Genomic DNA, 15591 nt, shown 5'->3' with positions numbered 1-15591 from the left:
GTGAACGAAAAGAGGCCCCCGACATCGGGGGCCTCTCGCTGCAAGCACCTGTGCCTACGCCGCTGAAGTCCTCCCGCATCGAGGGCTCAGCATTCGCATCGCGGCGTACCTGGTCACGTTCAGGAGCGTAGCACCCTCAGCGTGCTTGTCCGTTGTCGAAGTAGCTCACCAGCGCCGGGTCCAGGGCGGGCACGTCCTGGGGTACACCGTCGGCGCGCAGGGACTGCGTCGCGGCGTAGCCGGCGGCGACCGCGGCACGGGCCGCGACCGGGGAGGTCAGGGTCGCGCCGCCGTCGCGGACGAAGTTCACGAACTCCGCGACCAGGTGCGGGTCGGCGCCGCCGTGGTTCTCGGTGTCGCCCTCGATCTCGACGACCTGGTCGGCGTCCTCGCGGTACCCGGACCGCTTGCTGTTCCACACCTTCACCACACCGCCCGGCCCGTCGCCGAAGTTCTCCAGCCGGCCGTGGGTGCCGATCACCGTGTAGTTGCGCCAGTAGTCCGGCGTGTAGTGGCACTGCTCGTAGGTCATCAGGATGCCGTTGTCGAGCCGCAGGTTCGCCATCGAGATGTCCTCGACGTCCATCACCGGCGCGAGGCCCTTCTGCTCCAGCGGCGGCCAGTTGTCGGACGACACGAAGTCCTGGAAGCGCTGCCCGGAGCGGTCCTGCCGGTCGGTGATCCCGCCGTACAGGCTGAGCGCGCCCATCGCGTTGACCCGGGTGGTGTACCCGCCGGCCAGCCAGTGCATCACGTCGATGTCGTGGGCACCCTTTTGGAGTAGCAGGCCCGTGGTCCGGCTGCGGTCGGCGTGCCAGTCCTTGAAGTAGAAGTCGCCGCCGTGGCCGACGAAGTGCCGGCACCAGATCGCCTTCACATCGCCGATCGCGCCGTCCTGGATCAGCTTGCGCATCGTCAGGACGACGGGCATGTGCCGCATGTTGTGGCCGACGTACAGCCGCGCGCCCGAGTCGTACGCGGCCTGCAGCACCCGGTCGCAGCCCTCGGTGGTGATCGCCAGCGGCTTCTCGACGAAGACGCTCACGCCGGCCTTCAGGAAGTCGACGGCCGGACCCTCGTGCAGGTCGTCGGGGGTGGTCAGGAACACCCCGTCGAGCTTCTGGTCGAGCAGTTCGGTGTGGTCGGCGTACGCCGTCGCCTCCGGGTACAGCTCGAGGGCCGCGTCGCGCTGCGGGGCCGACGGATCGGCCAGGGCCACGACCTCCGAACCCTCGCCGGGACGATGCGCGTACTGCGCGATGCGGCTGCGGGCGCCGAGGCCCACGACGCCAAACCGAAGATCAGTCATACCAGGCAACTCCTGCACATAGTTGTTTGCAACAGCCTAACTCCGAGCAATTCTGTCAATCAATCACCGATCCTCTCTCTGGAATTGGGCTGCCCGTCACCCGCCGCACATCGAGGTATCGCTCCGTGCCGTCACCATGGCGGAATGTGAGCCTCCACTACGTGGCACTGGGGGACTCGACCACCGTAGGGGTCGGGGACCCGATGAACGGCAGCAGTACGACCGACCTGTCCGGTGCCGGTGCGCGCCCGGGCGAGGGGTGGCGGGGCTGGGCCTCGCTGCTCGCCGACTCGCTGGCCAGCACCCACCGTGTGACGTTCTCCAACTTCGCGACCAGCGGCGCCACCGTGCCGGTCGTCGCGACCGAGCAACTGCCCGCCACCGGCGCCGGCCCGATCGACATCGCCTCGTTGATCGTCGGCGTCAACGACACCCTCCGGTCGACGTTCGACGCCGGCCGGATCCGCGACCACCTGCACGAGTGCGCGGAGCACCTGACCGCGCGCGGTGCCCTGCTGCTGACCGTCCGGTTCCACGACCACGGCAAGGTGTTCGGCCTGCCGCGCTGGCTGCGGCGGCCGCTGTGGCAGCGGATCGAGCAGGTCAACCTCGCCTTCGACGACCTGCACGCCCGGTACGGCGGGATCCGGCTGGACATGGCCGACTACCCCGAGGTGTACCGGCGGGACTTCTGGAGCGTCGACCGGCTGCACCCGGGGGAGCGCGGGCACCGCAAGCTGGCCCGGGCGTTCGCGGACGAGCTGGCGGTCCGCGGCGTACGGATCGACGTACCGCCGGACCTGGACTGCGCGTCCCGGCCGCCGAGCCGGTGGGCGGACGCGGTCTGGCTCGCCCGGGAAGGCGTCCCGTGGGTCGGCCGGCGGGCACACGACCTGCTGCCGTGGGCGGCCCGGATGGCGGTCACCCAGTTCCGGCCGGCGTCCGGTCCGCTCGCCCTGCCGCCGTCGGCCAATGCGGAGGTCCAGCGCCTGGAGGCATAGGGTCGGGGCATGGCCCGTATCGATGGACGTACTACTGACCAGCTCCGCCCGGTGAAGGTGACCCGGAACTGGCTCGACCACGCTGAGGGCTCGGTGCTGGTCGAGTTCGGGCGGACCCGGGTGCTCTGCGCGGCGAGCGTGACCGAGGGCGTGCCGCGCTGGCGGAAGGGCTCCGGGCTCGGCTGGGTGAGCGCGGAGTACGCGATGCTGCCGCGGGCCACCAACACCCGTTCGGACCGCGAGTCCGTGAAGGGCAAGATCGGTGGCCGCACCCACGAGATCTCCCGGCTGATCGGGCGTTCGCTGCGGGCCGTCATCGACTACAAGGCGCTCGGCGAGAACACGATCCTGCTGGACTGCGACGTACTGCAGGCCGACGGCGGCACCCGGACCGCGGCGATCACCGGCGCGTACGTCGCGCTCGCGGACGCCGTCTCCTGGCTGCGCGAGCGGAAGCTGCTGAAGAGCGAACCGCTGACCGGATCGGTGTCCGCGGTCTCGGTGGGGATCATCGACGGTACGCCGATGCTCGACCTCTGCTACGAGGAGGACGTGCGCGCCGAGACCGACATGAACCTGGTGATCACCGGCGACGGGAAGTTCATCGAGGTGCAGGGCACGGCGGAGGGCGCGCCGTTCGACCGCGCCGAGCTGGACAGCCTGCTCTCGTTGGGTGTCGCGGGCTGCGCCGACCTGGCCAAGGTGCAGCAGGAGGCGCTCGCGTGAGCCAGGTACTGCTTGCCTCGAACAACAAGAAGAAGCTCGAGGAACTGCGCCGGATCCTGACCCCGATCGTGCCCGGGATCGAGGTGCTCGGGCTCGGTGACGTCCCGCCGTACGACGAGCCGGCCGAGACCGAGCCGACCTTCGAGGGCAACGCGCTGCTGAAGGCGCACGCCGCCCTGAAGGCGACCGGGCTGCCGTCGATCGCCGACGACAGCGGGATCTGCGTGGACGCGCTGAACGGGATGCCCGGCGTACTGTCGGCGCGCTGGTCGGGGCCATTGAAGGACAACCACGCGAACAACGTGCTGCTGCTCGGGCAGTTGGAGGATGTGCCGGACGAGCGGCGCGGGGCGTCGTTCGTGGCGGCGGTCGCGTTCGTGCGGCCGGACGGGCCGGACGAGATCGTCCTCGGCGAGATGCGCGGGTCGGTGATCCGTTCGCTGCGCGGGACCGGCGGGTTCGGGTACGACGTACTGTTCCAGGCCGACGGGTACGACCGGACGACCGCCGAGCTGTCGGTCGAGGAGAAGGACGCGATCAGCCACCGGGGCAAGGCGCTGCGCTCGCTCGCGCCGATCGTCGCGAAGGCATTGGGGAGCTAGGATGTTGTTCGCCGGATCGGATCGGGACGGGGTCGCCGACGGGCGGATCACCGTCGCCTATCGGCGCTGGGCCGAGCCGCGGGTCGTCGAGGGCCGCGTGTACCGCACGAACGCCGGGCGGATCGAGATCGACAGCATCCGCGAGGTGAACCCGGAGCTGATCGCGGACACCGACGCCGACGTACAGCTCGCCGACCGGCAGAACGCCCGCGACGTCCGGCGGCGGCTGCGCGGCGACGAGTCGCTGCCGACGTTCCTGATCCGCTTCCACCTGGTCGAAGGGCCGGATCCGCGGGAGGAGCTCGCGTCGCAGTCGGAGTTGTCACCGGCCGACCTGGCCGACTTGCGGGAACGCCTGGCGCGCTTCGATGCCCTTAGCAACCATGGGCCCTGGACACAGCAGACGCTGCAGCTGATCGAGAACACGCCCGCGGTCCGGGCCGGGGACCTGGCCGCGTCGGTCGGGCGGGAGACCGCGCCGTTCAAGCTCGACGTACGGAAGCTGAAGAATCTTGGGCTGACCTACAGTCTCGAGGTCGGGTACCGGATCTCGCCGCGGGGTGCGGCGTACCTCGATGCGACTAGGAGCGCTTGATCCCGAGCGTCGCGATCAGGTCCTCGTGCAGCTCGAACCACACCCGGTGACAGGAATCGACGTCACTGCGGTCGACCCATCCTTTATGTAGCGCGTTCGCGAACCGTACGTCGTAGCCCTCGAAGCGTTGGAGTGCGGTCGTCAACCGGTTCGTGAGCGGCGCGAGGGCGCCGCTCAGTATCCGCAGCTCGTCGAGCACACCGGCATCCCAGGCCGGATCCGAGTGATCGTTCGCGGCCAGCGGATCGTCGGCGGTCGGCTTCAGTTGCCAGTCGGTACAGGCCTGCTGGAGGAGCGCGTTGAGCGGCAGGAACTCGTCGTACACCTGCTGCACGGTCTCCTTACCGCCCTCGGTCTTCAGCAACCGCTCGTTCTCCGCGCGACCCTCCTCGGTGAGCGACCAGCCCGAGGTGCCGGCGAAACTGCTGAACGTCACCCACCCACGCGCCTCACCAACCTCGAGCGCCTCCTGCGTTTGGTTTGTGGACAGCTCGAACCGCTTGGCAACCGCGCGCGTGTCCGCGAACCCCAGCAACCGCACCGCATGCAGTACGAGCAGCATCACGACACTCCGTCGTGCCGCGCCGCGAGCCGGTTGAACCGCTGCTGACACGCCTGCGGCGAACTGAACCCCATCGCGTCCGCCATCTCCGCCCAGGTCAGCCCCGAACTCCTTGCCAGGAACAACAACCCTGCCTCGACCTCGTCCACCTCGGCACGGGCCGCCGGCAACAACGCCAGCGCCGCCAGCAGTTCGTCATCACCCAGCTCAGCAGCTCGCCAGGCCGCGAACTGCGTCAGATCCACCGCCGACAAGGGAATCGGCCGCGGCCGCCATGGCCGCGCCGGCAACTCGTCGGCCCCCTTCGCCAGCAACTGCTCACGAGCGATCCGCTGCCGCTCGGCCTGCAGTTGGTCCGCGTTCTGGTTGCGTCGCATGGCAATACAGTGGATCATCAACAGAACGTTGTCAACAAAACCTTGTCAACGTTCCGTTGATAGAAGGCCGGTCTGATGCTGATCCCCCTCTCCCAAGCCACCCCCACCACCTCCGGCCCCAAAGCTGCCTCCCTAGCCACCCTCCTATCCGCCGGCCTCCCCGTCCCGGACGGAGTGGTCATCCCGTTCCCACCCACCACTCCCGCCGTGGGTGCCCCCACCACCCGCGCCGCCTGGGTACCCATCACCCGCGCCGCCTGGGAACCCACCACCCCCGCCGCGCGGGAACCGGGCACTCCCGCCGCGCGGGAACCTGCCATTCCCGTCGCGGGGGAACCCGCCATCCGTGCCGCCTGGGAACCCACGACTCCCGCCGCGCGGGAACCGGGCACTCCCGCCGCGCGGGAACCTGCCATTCCCGTCGCGGGGGAACCCGCCATCCGTGCCGCCTGGGAACCCGCCACTCCCGCTGCGGGGGTACCCACCACTCCGGCCGCGGGGGTACCCGCTGCCCCCGGCGTGGGTGCGGCGGCTGCCTGCGCCGTGGGCGGGGAGTTGACCGCGGAGGAAGTGGAGGAGCTGCGGAGGTGGTTGGTAAGTGAAGGAGATCCGGTAGTGGCGGTGCGGTCCTCGGCGGCGAACGAGGACACCGGGGTGGGGTCGGCAGCGGGCCAGCACGACAGCTTCCTCGGAGTACGGGGGATCGACGCGGTCGTGGACGCCGTACGAGCGTGCCGTGCCTCGGTGTGGTCCGCCCGCGCGACGGCGTACCGGAAAGGCGCCCCAGCCCCCGCGATGGCCGTCATCATCCAGCACCACGTGGACGCGGACGTCTCCGGCGTCCTGTTCACCGCCCCCGACGGTACGACACTGATCGAGTCCTCCTGGGGCCTCGGCCCGAGCGTCGTCGAAGGGCACGTAACCCCCGACCGCTACGAGGTCCGCGACACCACCGTCACCCGCACGATCGCCGACAAACCCACAACCCTCACCCGGGAAGGCTCCCGCCTACTCACCCGCCCGGTCCCCACTGCCCAGCGCCGTACCCCCACCCTCACCGACACCACCGCCCGCACCCTGGCAACCCTCGCCCACCAAGCCGCCACCCTCTTCAACACCCCCCAAGACGTCGAATGGGCCCTAACCCCCAACGCCCTCTGGCTCCTCCAATCCCGCCCCATCACCACAACCCCACCACCCCCAGCCAACGCTGGTAGGTCGGTCAACGCTGGTGGGTCCGCTTCCGCTGGTATGTCGGCTACCGCGGGTGTGCCCGCCTCCGCTGGTACGTCCGCCGCCGCGAGTACGGCTGCCACCGCCAGCGCGTCTGTCATCGCAGGTGCTCCTGCCAGCCCCGGTGCGGACACCCTCGCAGGTACTCCTGCCAGTCGGGGCGTCGCGACCGGCCCCGCGCGGGTCGTCCGCGGCCCAGCTGACTTCGCGTCTGTCCGGCCTGGTGACATCCTCGTCTGCCCCTACACCGACCCGGCCTGGACTCCGCTCCTGTCCGTCGTCGCCGGAGTCATCACCGAGACCGGCGGCATCCTCTCCCACGCCGCCATCGTCGCCCGCGAACACGGCATCCCCGCCGTCGTCGCCGTCCCCGACGCGACAACCCGCATCCCGACAGGCGCCAAGGTCACCTTCGACGGCTCAACCGGCGCCGTCCGCTTCAGCGCTTCAGGAACCTGAGAGCGAACGCGAGGAACACCAGCACGATCCCGACGTTCGCGAACAGCCGCGGCCAGAACTGGTGCCGAAAGAACGCCACGTCCACGCCGACGACGATGGCGACCATCGCCACCACCCACAGTGCGGTGATTGCGTTTCTCCCCATACATCGATGCTACTGCTGCCTGCACCAAGTGGGCGTCCTGCTGACCGGAAATCTCTGAGTCCGCCGCCGCCACCGCACGGCCTGTTCTCGGTGCGTGTTTTCCACAGCCGGCCGGGGAGTGGGGGACGACCGCTGGCCTAAATCTGTGGATAACGAATCTCCTTGAAAATAAGGGGATTCCAGCTTTGAAAACTGTCGGAGGTGCGAGCTAGGGTTTGGCTATGGATGTTCTCGGTGGGCGCTCAGTGGTTGCTCTAGGCAACCATGAAGTGTTGCCTGCCCTCGACGAGATCGACGCCGAGATTGTCCGGCTGCAAGCAGTGCGCCTCCAGCTCATCGCCCGCTCCGAGGCTGATGGCCTGGCCGAGGAACTCGGTGCCCGGGATGCCGTCGAGCTCCTCACCCTTCGCCACCGCCGCGACCGTTCCGAGGTATGGCGCGACGTCCGCCTGGCCCGTGCCCTCCCCAAATATCAAGCAGTCGATGCCGCCCTTGCTGACGGCATCGACTCGCCCGACAGCACGGTGCGGCCGATGCAGACTGCCCACGCGTCCGCGATCGTCATCGAGCTCGAGCGAGTCCGCACCCGCGTCCCGGTCGAACACCTCGACGTCGCCGAGGAGCAACTGGTCGGGCTCGCGGCGCACCTCACGCCGAAGGAGCTGCGGAGCGCCGCCAAACAGTTGTGCGACCGGATCGATTCCGACGGCCCCGAACCCGAAGAGCAGAAGGCGTACGGGCGTGAGTCGTTGACGTTGACCACTGCCGAGAACGGCGTCAAGTTCCGCGGCTTCCTGGCCAACGAGAATGCGGAACTGTTGCGTGCGATCGTCCACACCGGCGCGCGCCCGCACAAGACCGTCGACGGTGAGCACGATCCCCGCCCGCGGGACAAGCGTCAGGCCGACGCGCTGACCACCGCGTTGACGGTCGCCTCGAATGCGTGGGATACCGACACTGCCGGGCATGGCGCGAAGGCGAACATCACCGTCACGATCGACTTGGACGACCTGAAGTCGGCGACCGCGAACGCGACCGGCCGGACTGTGTACGGCGACGACCTGTCCGCCGCGACCGTTCGTCGGATGGCCTGTGACGCGAACGTCATCCCGCTGGTGCTGGGCTCGAACTCCGAGCCCTTGGACGTCGGGCGCCGCGAACGTCTTGTTACGAAACACATCCGGCACGCCCTCGTCGCCCGTGACCGCGGCTGCGTGGTGTGCGCCGCGCCTCCGGTGATGTGCGACGCCCACCATCTGACTTCCTGGGTCGACGGCGGCAGCACCACCATCGACAACCTGGCGTTGCTCTGCCGCCGTCATCACGTGGACCTGCATGCGGGCCGCTGGAAGCTGAGCATCACCAACGGAAAGGTCCACGTAGCCCGCCCTGCCTGGGCCGATCCGCCAACTGCGCGCGCTGCCCAACCGCCGGACTCCGTCCGCGCTCAGCCCGCAGCGCCCGACCCTGCTCGATCTGGAGGTGCAGATCCCGCGGGACCTGCGGGTGTCGGGTCGGGGCGTCGGCCCGCTGTTGCTGTCGTCGACCGATCTGATCAGCCGTCGGGTGAGCCACTGGACGACGCGATGCACATGCCTGCGCGGACGCTCGCCGTTCCCGCCTGGCCTGAACGACCTGACAACAGACCTGGACCGCCCGAGCCCACGAAGCCGCAGGGGGAGCCGTGGGGCGACACGGCTATGCCTGCTGCACGATCTGGCCGGTGGAAGGCCGACGAGGCGACCCTGTCCGCCGCGGCCCGCTTCGCTGTGTGGGGCGATCGCAGCACCGAGCCCGCGACCGGCCCACCGTCGTTCGCAACCATCTGAGCGAGGCCCCGTCGTTCTCTGCGACGGTCAGCGGAAGCCCGAGCTGTACGTCGCGCGCTGCCTTCGTACCGCCACGAGCGGATCACGTCTGATGAAAGTTGTGCCAGAGGCGGGACACCGACTCGGCCACGCGGCATACCTGCGCAATGCAGGTATCCATGTGAAGCAGGCTATCAGAGCGTGCCTTGAGCGAACCGACAGAGGCTCTTCCTAGCCTTGTCGACTCTTAACGTAGTTGCGAAACGCGAATAGACCTGTAGCCAGCGGTACAGCCACAACCGCCCGGGCAAGGTAGTCCCACGGAGAATTGAGGGACGAGTTCCCTGCATAGAGGAGGCCGGTCAATGGGCCAATTGCCTGGTGAACAGTCTCTCTTAGGAACAACAGAATTCCGTCCGGCGACAGATCTGGATGTAACCCCAGACGGAGGCCTGCAGTGCAGGCGGCAGTGACAAGCCAGGTCGTGAAGGCGGGCATTGGCCTCTCGCCGTAGCCGACGAGTCGGTAAGCCGCGAGTGACAGGTACTCAACTCGACTCGTGGTACCTCGGTGGCGCAGCCTGTAGGAGTTCCATGCAACCTTTGTGCGTGTGGAGCCTGGCGATCCCTTCTCGATGACGAGACGCTGAAGCTCTCGGAGCACTTCGATGTTCTGGCGCAGTTCGCGCATCGCGTCACGTTGTTTGGATTCATTGTCTTGCTTATAACTCCACCAGCGACATAACTGTTTATGCCAGCCATGTTCTGATCCCGGCAAGCTTCTGGTATCTGGATCGAGATAGTAGACGTCGCTCATTGAGGCGAGAATATGTCTACCTGGAAGTTGGCCAGGAATTCTAAAGCCCGTCAAGACGCTCGACCTTAGTGCAGGATCAGTCATTGCGGAAGTTACCTGAGTAATATCGAAGCCATCGTTTGAGCCTGTCAGAACGCATCCACTTACGGGCCCCAGAGCTACGGTTCCGCTCAAATTGTCGATGACGGATCCTGTTAGCGCCACCAATTTCGGGGTTCCTGCTTCGTTTGGAGTAAAGGTTAGATCGCTTGCTGTCGAGTTCGCGCCAAACTCGATGCTGATTGGCCCCGAGATCTGAATGCGATCGGCAGATCTTGACGGAATTCGAACCGGCTTCTCGATAGCTATTGCAAGCGCGGATATGTTCTCCACCTGCCATGTCCAAGAATTTCCTGGGATGTCCGTTATCATGAGGGACGACTTGGGAACGTCCCCCACCAAGTTTGCGACTATCGGCGGCGTATTTGAGGTGAACTTCAGATCGACCCGCTCATGAATTGTCAGTCGATCAATACGGATCGGGCTCCCCCCGGACGTTGTAATCGCCGATTTGCCGCTGACCCGCAGATTCTGTCGAGAGGCGACGAGTGACAGATGGCCACCGTTCAAGAGGACGGGTGTTTCCTCGGGTAGATCATTCGCCAGAGTCACCATTCCGGACAGAATCTCAATCTGGCCGGTGTAATTCCTTTCGGCGCCGACGGTAAGAAGGTGAGCCGGCGCCTCGGAGGTGATCGCGACGTTTCCTTCGGTTCCGACGTCCAGGTGGATGTCTACCTTCTCAGGCGCCGGCTGGACATTCGTTCGAATAAGGCTGACAAATGCCTCTCTTTTTAGTCCTCTGATATGGATTGGCCGAGGATGTGGGGTGGCATCCTCGAATGTCAGTTGGAGCCTTGAATTCTCGGGGACGAGGGAGAGGTCGATATATGTCTCTCCATTGATCCCGATGTGTAGCGCGGCATGGAATCCCTCGGGGATTTCGGAAGTTTCTGCCGATGTGACCCAGGCCAATTGCTCGATGCGCTCGCGCATGGCGGCCTCCCACGACGGTCGGCCTGTGATGTTCGTTGGCACGGACAGATCCTGCTATGTGATCCGGGAAAGGGCAAGGTTCAGATGGTTGGTGAGGGCGGCACTCTCTAAGTGCAGTCGGTGGATCCCTTCAGGAGTTGAGTTGGTTTCGCGAGCCGTGATGCTTTGAGCTAGTTGTTGGCGAGTGGGTGTGGTTCGCCGGTCAGGGCGGCGAGGGCGGTGGCGATTTCGGGGAGGGTGGCTCGGACGTAGGTGGCGGTGGTTCCGGCGTTGGTGTTGTCGGTGTGGCCTGCGTAGGCCCTTGCGGTTGCGTAGCCGAAGTTGCGTTCAACCCAGGTCAGGGTGGTGTGCCTGAGCCAGTGGGTTGAGATCTGTTGGGTGTAGACGAACGGGAGGTGTTTGCCTAGGCGTTGCCAGAGGTGGTCGTAGCGGCGCTTGGTGATGGGTTTGCCGTTGGTGTAGCGGAATAGTTGTTGGTGGGGTAGCGCGCCGCGCGTTTGTGCGTGGTGTTGTAGGTGGGTCATGAGGGTAGGAGAGGCGGGTTGCCAGCGGCTGGTTTCGCCTTTTTCGTGGAGTTGGATAAGTGATTGGTGCGGGTCGAGGTCGTTGGGGGTGAGGGCAAGTGCTCCGCCGCGTCGGCAAGCCGTTTCGGTGTGGAGTCGGAGGATTAGTGTGTCTAGGGCCGGGTCATTTCCGGTGGTAGCGGCTGTGTGGTTGATTTCGGCGAGTTGTGTGTCGGGGATGGCACGGCGGTTCGATCCCTGACGGCGGGGTTTGGCGACTTTGCGTGCGGGATCCTGCTGGTCGGTGATGAGATTGTCTGCGGTGGCGTGCCAGTAGATGCAGCGGAGTGCGGAGATGGTGTGTTCTGCTGCGTAGCGTCCGCCGCGTGTGTTGCGCCGGGGCACGGCATTCTCTTTCATGGTTCTGGCGAGGCGTTCGATTTCGCTCGGAGTTGGTTCGGTGAGTTGGCGGTCGCCCCAGGCGTTGACGATGCGGTTCCAGTACGAGGAGTAGGCGCGGCGGGTGCCGGAGCTGACGGCGGCGCTCACGATGGGGACGTACTCCGCAAACGTGGGCGTCGTCACCGGCGCTGTGGCTTGGTGCTGTATGAGTTGTTCAGGTGTCACACCGAGGCGGGCAAGCAGGAGGCGAGCGGCCTCGATCTCGTTGCTAGTCATCGGAGCTCGCTCGGTTCAAGATCTCCGCGAGTGCGCCCATCGGATACAGAGTGAGTCCACGTCGTGGGGTCGCGATAACGAGTAGACGCGTCCCGGTCTCTATCCCGCATAGGTGCCGTATCGGCGCGGGAATTCGTAGGTGCCCTTGGCGAGTGATCGCATACGGACCAGTGGCACGGACCTCGATCACGCGACAGGTGGCGAGTACTCGATGGGTGATTGCGACGGGTTGGCCTGGGGTCCATCTCGTAACTCGCACTGGCGAGCTGTCGGCTAGTCGCCCGCGTGCATCGACCGGCGTGACGACGCAGTAGACATCGGTGAGTGCGGCCGGTGGCAGGAGATTGGGCAGCGGCAGGCCGCTGCCGAAGGTTGCAGGGCTTGGCATGTTGTGCATGTGCGGCCCTCGCTTTCTGTGGTGGCCCGAAGGCGTCGGCGTGGGTCAATGGGGTGGCACGCATAGGCGGCAGGTCGTGCCACTCCCGTTGTGCTCGGTGCCGTTGGCCGGATCGGCGCGTTCCTCCTCGCGATCGATCCGGCCAACTCAACTCCTGGTCTCTGGTCATCAGTTCAGGTCAGCGTTGGTGTGACGTTGTGTGATCGTTTCGGGTGTGCACGCGGGAGTGCACGGCGGGCGAGCGTGTGCCCTAACGTGCGGGCGAGGGCCGTGCACGTGCACCGTGTGCACTCCCGCCGGCCGTTACTCTCTGTCGCCTAGCTCGGCCGTCACAGACAGCTCGCTGGCGTCCTCGCCGGTCGAGGCTCTGCCGGGTCCGGTGCCGGGTGCGGCGGCCGGTGTGGGGCGGGGTGTGGCGCGCCAGCGGCCGTTGCCGATGGTCTCGGCCTTGCCGGACTGCCTCAGTTTCTGGAGCCGGTAGTGCACCCATCGTTTCGACCGGCCCGAGGCGGTCATCAGGTCGTTGATGGTGGCCCCGTCGAGCGGCGCGGCCTTCAACGCGTCCCACAGCGCCAGATCCGGCCCGGATACACCCGAGGCCACCCCGGAGTTTCCCGAGCCGCTCAGCGTCCCCCGAGCCCCGTCCTGCGGAGCATCGGACGCATGCCCGGCCGGTTGGTGGTCGGGGTGGTGGCTGGTTGTGTCTTGCGGTCGGGTGTTGGCGGGGCGGGCGTTGCGGTCGGCGGTGACCTGAACTTGTGCGTCGGTGATCCGGTAGGCGCGGGCGCGGCGGGGTGTGTCGAGTCCTGGTCCCCGAACAAGGAACTTGCCGGGGGCATCGAACCCGGTCGTGTCCCATCCGGCCGTGAGTGCTCCGGCGGCGAGAATCAGGTCGACGTCGCCGCGTTCGACCACGCGCAGGCAGAACCGGATGTTCATCTGGGACCTGATAGCGGTGCCGTCTCCCATGGTCTTCTGGGTTGGCCGCTGGGTCGCGACCAGCAGGGTGACGGCGACGGCGCGGCCGCGCCGGGCGATCGAGTCGGCCAGCAGCCGCGCGGCTTTCGGTAGCTCGGCGTACTCGTCGATCATCACAATCAGCGCGGGAGCGTCCGCGGTGGGTTCCCATTCGCGGATCCCTTGTTCTGCGAGGAAAGCGGCGCGGCGCTCGAGTTCGGTGACCGCTTCTCGCAGGAGGCCGGCGGCCTCGTTCTGATTGGTCGCGAGCCGGTTCAGCACCTTGCGCCAGGGGGCGAGTTCCATCCCTTCCTTGAGGTCGATGCCCCATACGGCCGCGTCGGAGCATTCGGCAACCCGGCCAAGGATGACGTTCAACAGACCGGACTTGCCGGAGTCGGTGGCGCCGCCGATCAGGACATGTTGGCGCAGGATCGACAGGCGGCAGTCGGTGCCGTCTTCCCACACCCCGACCGTGAACGGGTCCTTGATCGACGCGGGACGTTTCCCGAGACGCGGGATCCACGGAATCGGGTCCTTGTGGGGGTCGCGTTCCACCAGCCTCAGGGTGAACTCTGCGGCGTCGTCGGCGATGGCTTCGACCCGGACCGCGCCGACGCGTGAACCCAAGGCGGACTCCAAGGCCGGTACGGCGTTCACGGCGTCGGTGTAGTGCTGTCCGCGCCGCATCTTGATCCGGCCGGACCAGCCCCACCGGGTTACGTCGGCCGACACCATCCGGGCACCCGCGAGCCCGGCCTGTTCGGCGGTGTCGGGGAACTTCTCCCGGATCAGCCGGACGCGAGACAGGCGGCGGCGGTCCTCGCGCCACCACCACGGCAGCCCGAGCCCGACCGTCACGAACAGGGCATACGTCGAGAGATCTCGGGCGCTCGGACCGTAGACGGCGCCGAGAGCGACCGTGGCAGCGACGGCGGCCACGAACCCGGCCGACCACAGCCGGACCCGCCAGCGGGCCAGCAACGGCCAGCGAACCGCCATCCGCTCCAACGGCCGCCGAGGAAGCCACGCCAGCACCAACAGACCCGTTGCACCGGCCACCACAGGGACCGGCCACCACGACGGATGCACCCGGTGCAGCCATGCCCCGGCCAGCAGGCAACCGGCCCACCAGTACAGCGGGGCCAGCTCGGACCGGAACCGCCAGAACGCCCGCACTCCCAGCCCGAACAGGAACGCCGTGTCAGACAGTCCACCCTCGGGCCTGCCTTCGTAGATCACTAGTCCGCCGCGCCGACCGCGACGGCCGGGGGCATCCCACCCCCGGATTCGTGAGCGCTGTCCCATCAGGCGTCACCCCAGCCGTCCACGTGGGCTTCGCGCCACCGCTGCGCGAGCGGATGCGTTTCCGGTAGCGGCGGGAGTTCGTCCAGGACGAACCGCCACGCGTCCGACGACTGCGGGTTGTCGCCGTTCTCGGCCGCGTCCAACAGGCCGGCGCGGCAGGCGGCCACGAGATCGGCGTACCGCAGCGCGAGCCGGTGCACTTCGGCGATCAGCCGGGGAACATCGCACGCGGACATGACCGCCGCGTGCTGGAACTCGTCGCCCATCGGGGCTTTCAGGATCGCGTGGAAGCGGGAGTTCATCTCAGACAACTCAACCGCCGTCAGACCACGACCATAACCGTGACCATCACCGCGCGAATATTTACCGCTGGAACTTCCGTTGTTTCTCAAGAGAGTGTCACCACCCATCATCTATCCAACGTCAAGGGCCATAGGCGTTACTCCTTTCTCTGAACTCCACGGGAACTACATGTCAGCTCGTGCTGCTAGTGTCCGGCGATCTTGTTCAACAGATCCTGAACCATCGGGCTGTACTGGCTCTTCGCCACGAAATACCCGAACAGGAACGCGATCACGCCATGACTAGCCTTCAAACCCAGCCGCGCCACCATCAGCACGAACAGCGCACCGAAGAGCAGCAAACCAGAAATCGCGATTACCACAGTGCATCACCCCCTCTCCCTCGCTCGTAGACCGAAAGGGGATCAGCAAGAGCCACAACCGGCAATAACCGGCGTGGCTCGAATCAGCGTGCCCTACGCCGGTCCCAACGGAACCGCCGTGCACATTTGCGGCAACTCGCCTGCCCGCGTTCCTTCCGGTTGCCGCAGACGCACCGCGTCCGGAACACGTGACCACCACTGCCGACGTTTCGCAATTCGCCACCGCCTCCAATCAATCGGGACCAGACAACTGATCACCCCGTTGGACTTTCCCAGTTCTGCAGCCATTCCGACAGGACGATGTGCAGGACATCAACAGGTCAGAATGGGGACAGAAGGGCGGTTGGCGTACTCCCTTCGCTGGTTCAACCGCTTGTTGGAACCGCACATTCACTGTAACTGCTTGCTACCACTGG

The 15591-nt window shown here is 66.6% G+C and carries 15 protein-coding genes; 6 read left to right on the top strand and 9 right to left on the bottom strand.

Going from position 1 to position 15591, the window contains the following annotated elements; translation table 11 throughout:
* Positions 1–136 precede the first annotated feature (136 nt).
* The gene (locus tag ACXJJ3_RS12930) at positions 137–1309 is read right to left on the bottom strand and encodes a Gfo/Idh/MocA family protein (protein ID WP_458170247.1); all 1173 of its coding nucleotides are present in this window, start codon (positions 1307–1309) and stop codon (positions 137–139) included.
* Positions 1310–1470: 161 nt separating this feature from the next.
* Between ACXJJ3_RS12930 and ACXJJ3_RS12925 the strand changes: the two genes are divergently transcribed.
* Genes ACXJJ3_RS12925 through ACXJJ3_RS12910 form a run of 4 tightly spaced genes read left to right on the top strand, consistent with a single transcriptional unit; the run spans position 1471 to position 4233 of the window.
* The gene (locus tag ACXJJ3_RS12925) at positions 1471–2310 is read left to right on the top strand and encodes an SGNH/GDSL hydrolase family protein (protein ID WP_458170246.1); all 840 of its coding nucleotides are present in this window, start codon (positions 1471–1473) and stop codon (positions 2308–2310) included.
* Between the two features lie 9 nt (positions 2311–2319).
* Complete coding sequence (gene rph, locus ACXJJ3_RS12920) at positions 2320–3036, top strand: ribonuclease PH (RefSeq protein WP_458170245.1); 717 nt, start codon at positions 2320–2322, stop codon at positions 3034–3036.
* Positions 3033–3638 (top strand): RdgB/HAM1 family non-canonical purine NTP pyrophosphatase, encoded by a 606-nt coding sequence (gene rdgB, locus ACXJJ3_RS12915; RefSeq protein WP_458170244.1) that lies wholly within the window; start codon positions 3033–3035, stop codon positions 3636–3638. Before rph ends, rdgB begins: the two co-directional genes overlap by 4 nt.
* A 1-nt stretch (position 3639) precedes the next feature.
* Positions 3640–4233 (top strand): hypothetical protein, encoded by a 594-nt coding sequence (locus ACXJJ3_RS12910; protein WP_458170243.1) that lies wholly within the window; start codon positions 3640–3642, stop codon positions 4231–4233.
* Here the strand turns inward: ACXJJ3_RS12910 and ACXJJ3_RS12905 are convergent.
* Both ACXJJ3_RS12905 and ACXJJ3_RS12900 read right to left on the bottom strand, forming a co-directional pair.
* On the bottom strand, positions 4220–4795 hold the full coding sequence (locus ACXJJ3_RS12905) for a transcriptional regulator (protein WP_458170242.1): 576 nt from the start codon (positions 4793–4795) through the stop codon (positions 4220–4222). The genes ACXJJ3_RS12910 and ACXJJ3_RS12905 overlap by 14 nt on opposite strands.
* Entirely contained in the window at positions 4795–5172 is a 378-nt protein-coding gene (locus tag ACXJJ3_RS12900; protein WP_458170241.1) for a hypothetical protein, read from the bottom strand. Before ACXJJ3_RS12900 ends, ACXJJ3_RS12905 begins: the two co-directional genes overlap by 1 nt.
* 75 nt (positions 5173–5247) lie before the next feature.
* Between ACXJJ3_RS12900 and ACXJJ3_RS12895 the strand changes: the two genes are divergently transcribed.
* The gene (locus ACXJJ3_RS12895) at positions 5248–6864 is read left to right on the top strand and encodes a PEP/pyruvate-binding domain-containing protein (protein ID WP_458170240.1); all 1617 of its coding nucleotides are present in this window, start codon (positions 5248–5250) and stop codon (positions 6862–6864) included.
* Here the strand turns inward: ACXJJ3_RS12895 and ACXJJ3_RS12890 are convergent.
* Positions 6845–7009, bottom strand: coding sequence for a hypothetical protein (locus ACXJJ3_RS12890; protein ID WP_458170239.1), 165 nt, complete (start codon positions 7007–7009; stop codon positions 6845–6847). The genes ACXJJ3_RS12895 and ACXJJ3_RS12890 overlap by 20 nt on opposite strands.
* A gap of 221 nt (positions 7010–7230) precedes the next feature.
* On the opposite strand from ACXJJ3_RS12890, the gene ACXJJ3_RS12885 reads away from it, so the two are divergent.
* On the top strand, positions 7231–8838 hold the full coding sequence (locus ACXJJ3_RS12885) for a DUF222 domain-containing protein (protein WP_458170238.1): 1608 nt from the start codon (positions 7231–7233) through the stop codon (positions 8836–8838).
* Between the two features lie 210 nt (positions 8839–9048).
* On the opposite strand, the gene ACXJJ3_RS12880 is transcribed toward ACXJJ3_RS12885, so the two are convergent.
* The 5 genes from ACXJJ3_RS12880 to ACXJJ3_RS12860 all read right to left on the bottom strand — a co-directional run bounded on the left by ACXJJ3_RS12880 (position 9049) and on the right by ACXJJ3_RS12860 (position 15175).
* The gene (locus ACXJJ3_RS12880) at positions 9049–10668 is read right to left on the bottom strand and encodes a hypothetical protein (RefSeq protein ID WP_458170237.1); all 1620 of its coding nucleotides are present in this window, start codon (positions 10666–10668) and stop codon (positions 9049–9051) included.
* 170 nt (positions 10669–10838) lie between these two features.
* Complete coding sequence (locus ACXJJ3_RS12875) at positions 10839–11849, bottom strand: tyrosine-type recombinase/integrase (protein WP_458170236.1); 1011 nt, start codon at positions 11847–11849, stop codon at positions 10839–10841.
* Positions 11850–12549: 700 nt separating this feature from the next.
* Positions 12550–14445, bottom strand: a complete 1896-nt coding sequence (locus ACXJJ3_RS12870; protein ID WP_458170235.1) for an FtsK/SpoIIIE domain-containing protein — start codon at positions 14443–14445, stop codon at positions 12550–12552.
* Positions 14446–14510: 65 nt separating this feature from the next.
* Positions 14511–14813 (bottom strand): hypothetical protein, encoded by a 303-nt coding sequence (locus tag ACXJJ3_RS12865; RefSeq protein WP_458170234.1) that lies wholly within the window; start codon positions 14811–14813, stop codon positions 14511–14513.
* A gap of 185 nt (positions 14814–14998) precedes the next feature.
* On the bottom strand, positions 14999–15175 hold the full coding sequence (locus ACXJJ3_RS12860; protein WP_458170233.1) for a hypothetical protein: 177 nt from the start codon (positions 15173–15175) through the stop codon (positions 14999–15001).
* Between the last annotated feature and the right edge of the window lie 416 nt (positions 15176–15591).

Source organism: Kribbella sp. WER1 (assembly GCF_054189145.1).
Note: the sequence above shows the minus strand (reverse complement) of the source record. Positions and strands in the feature narration are given on the sequence as shown.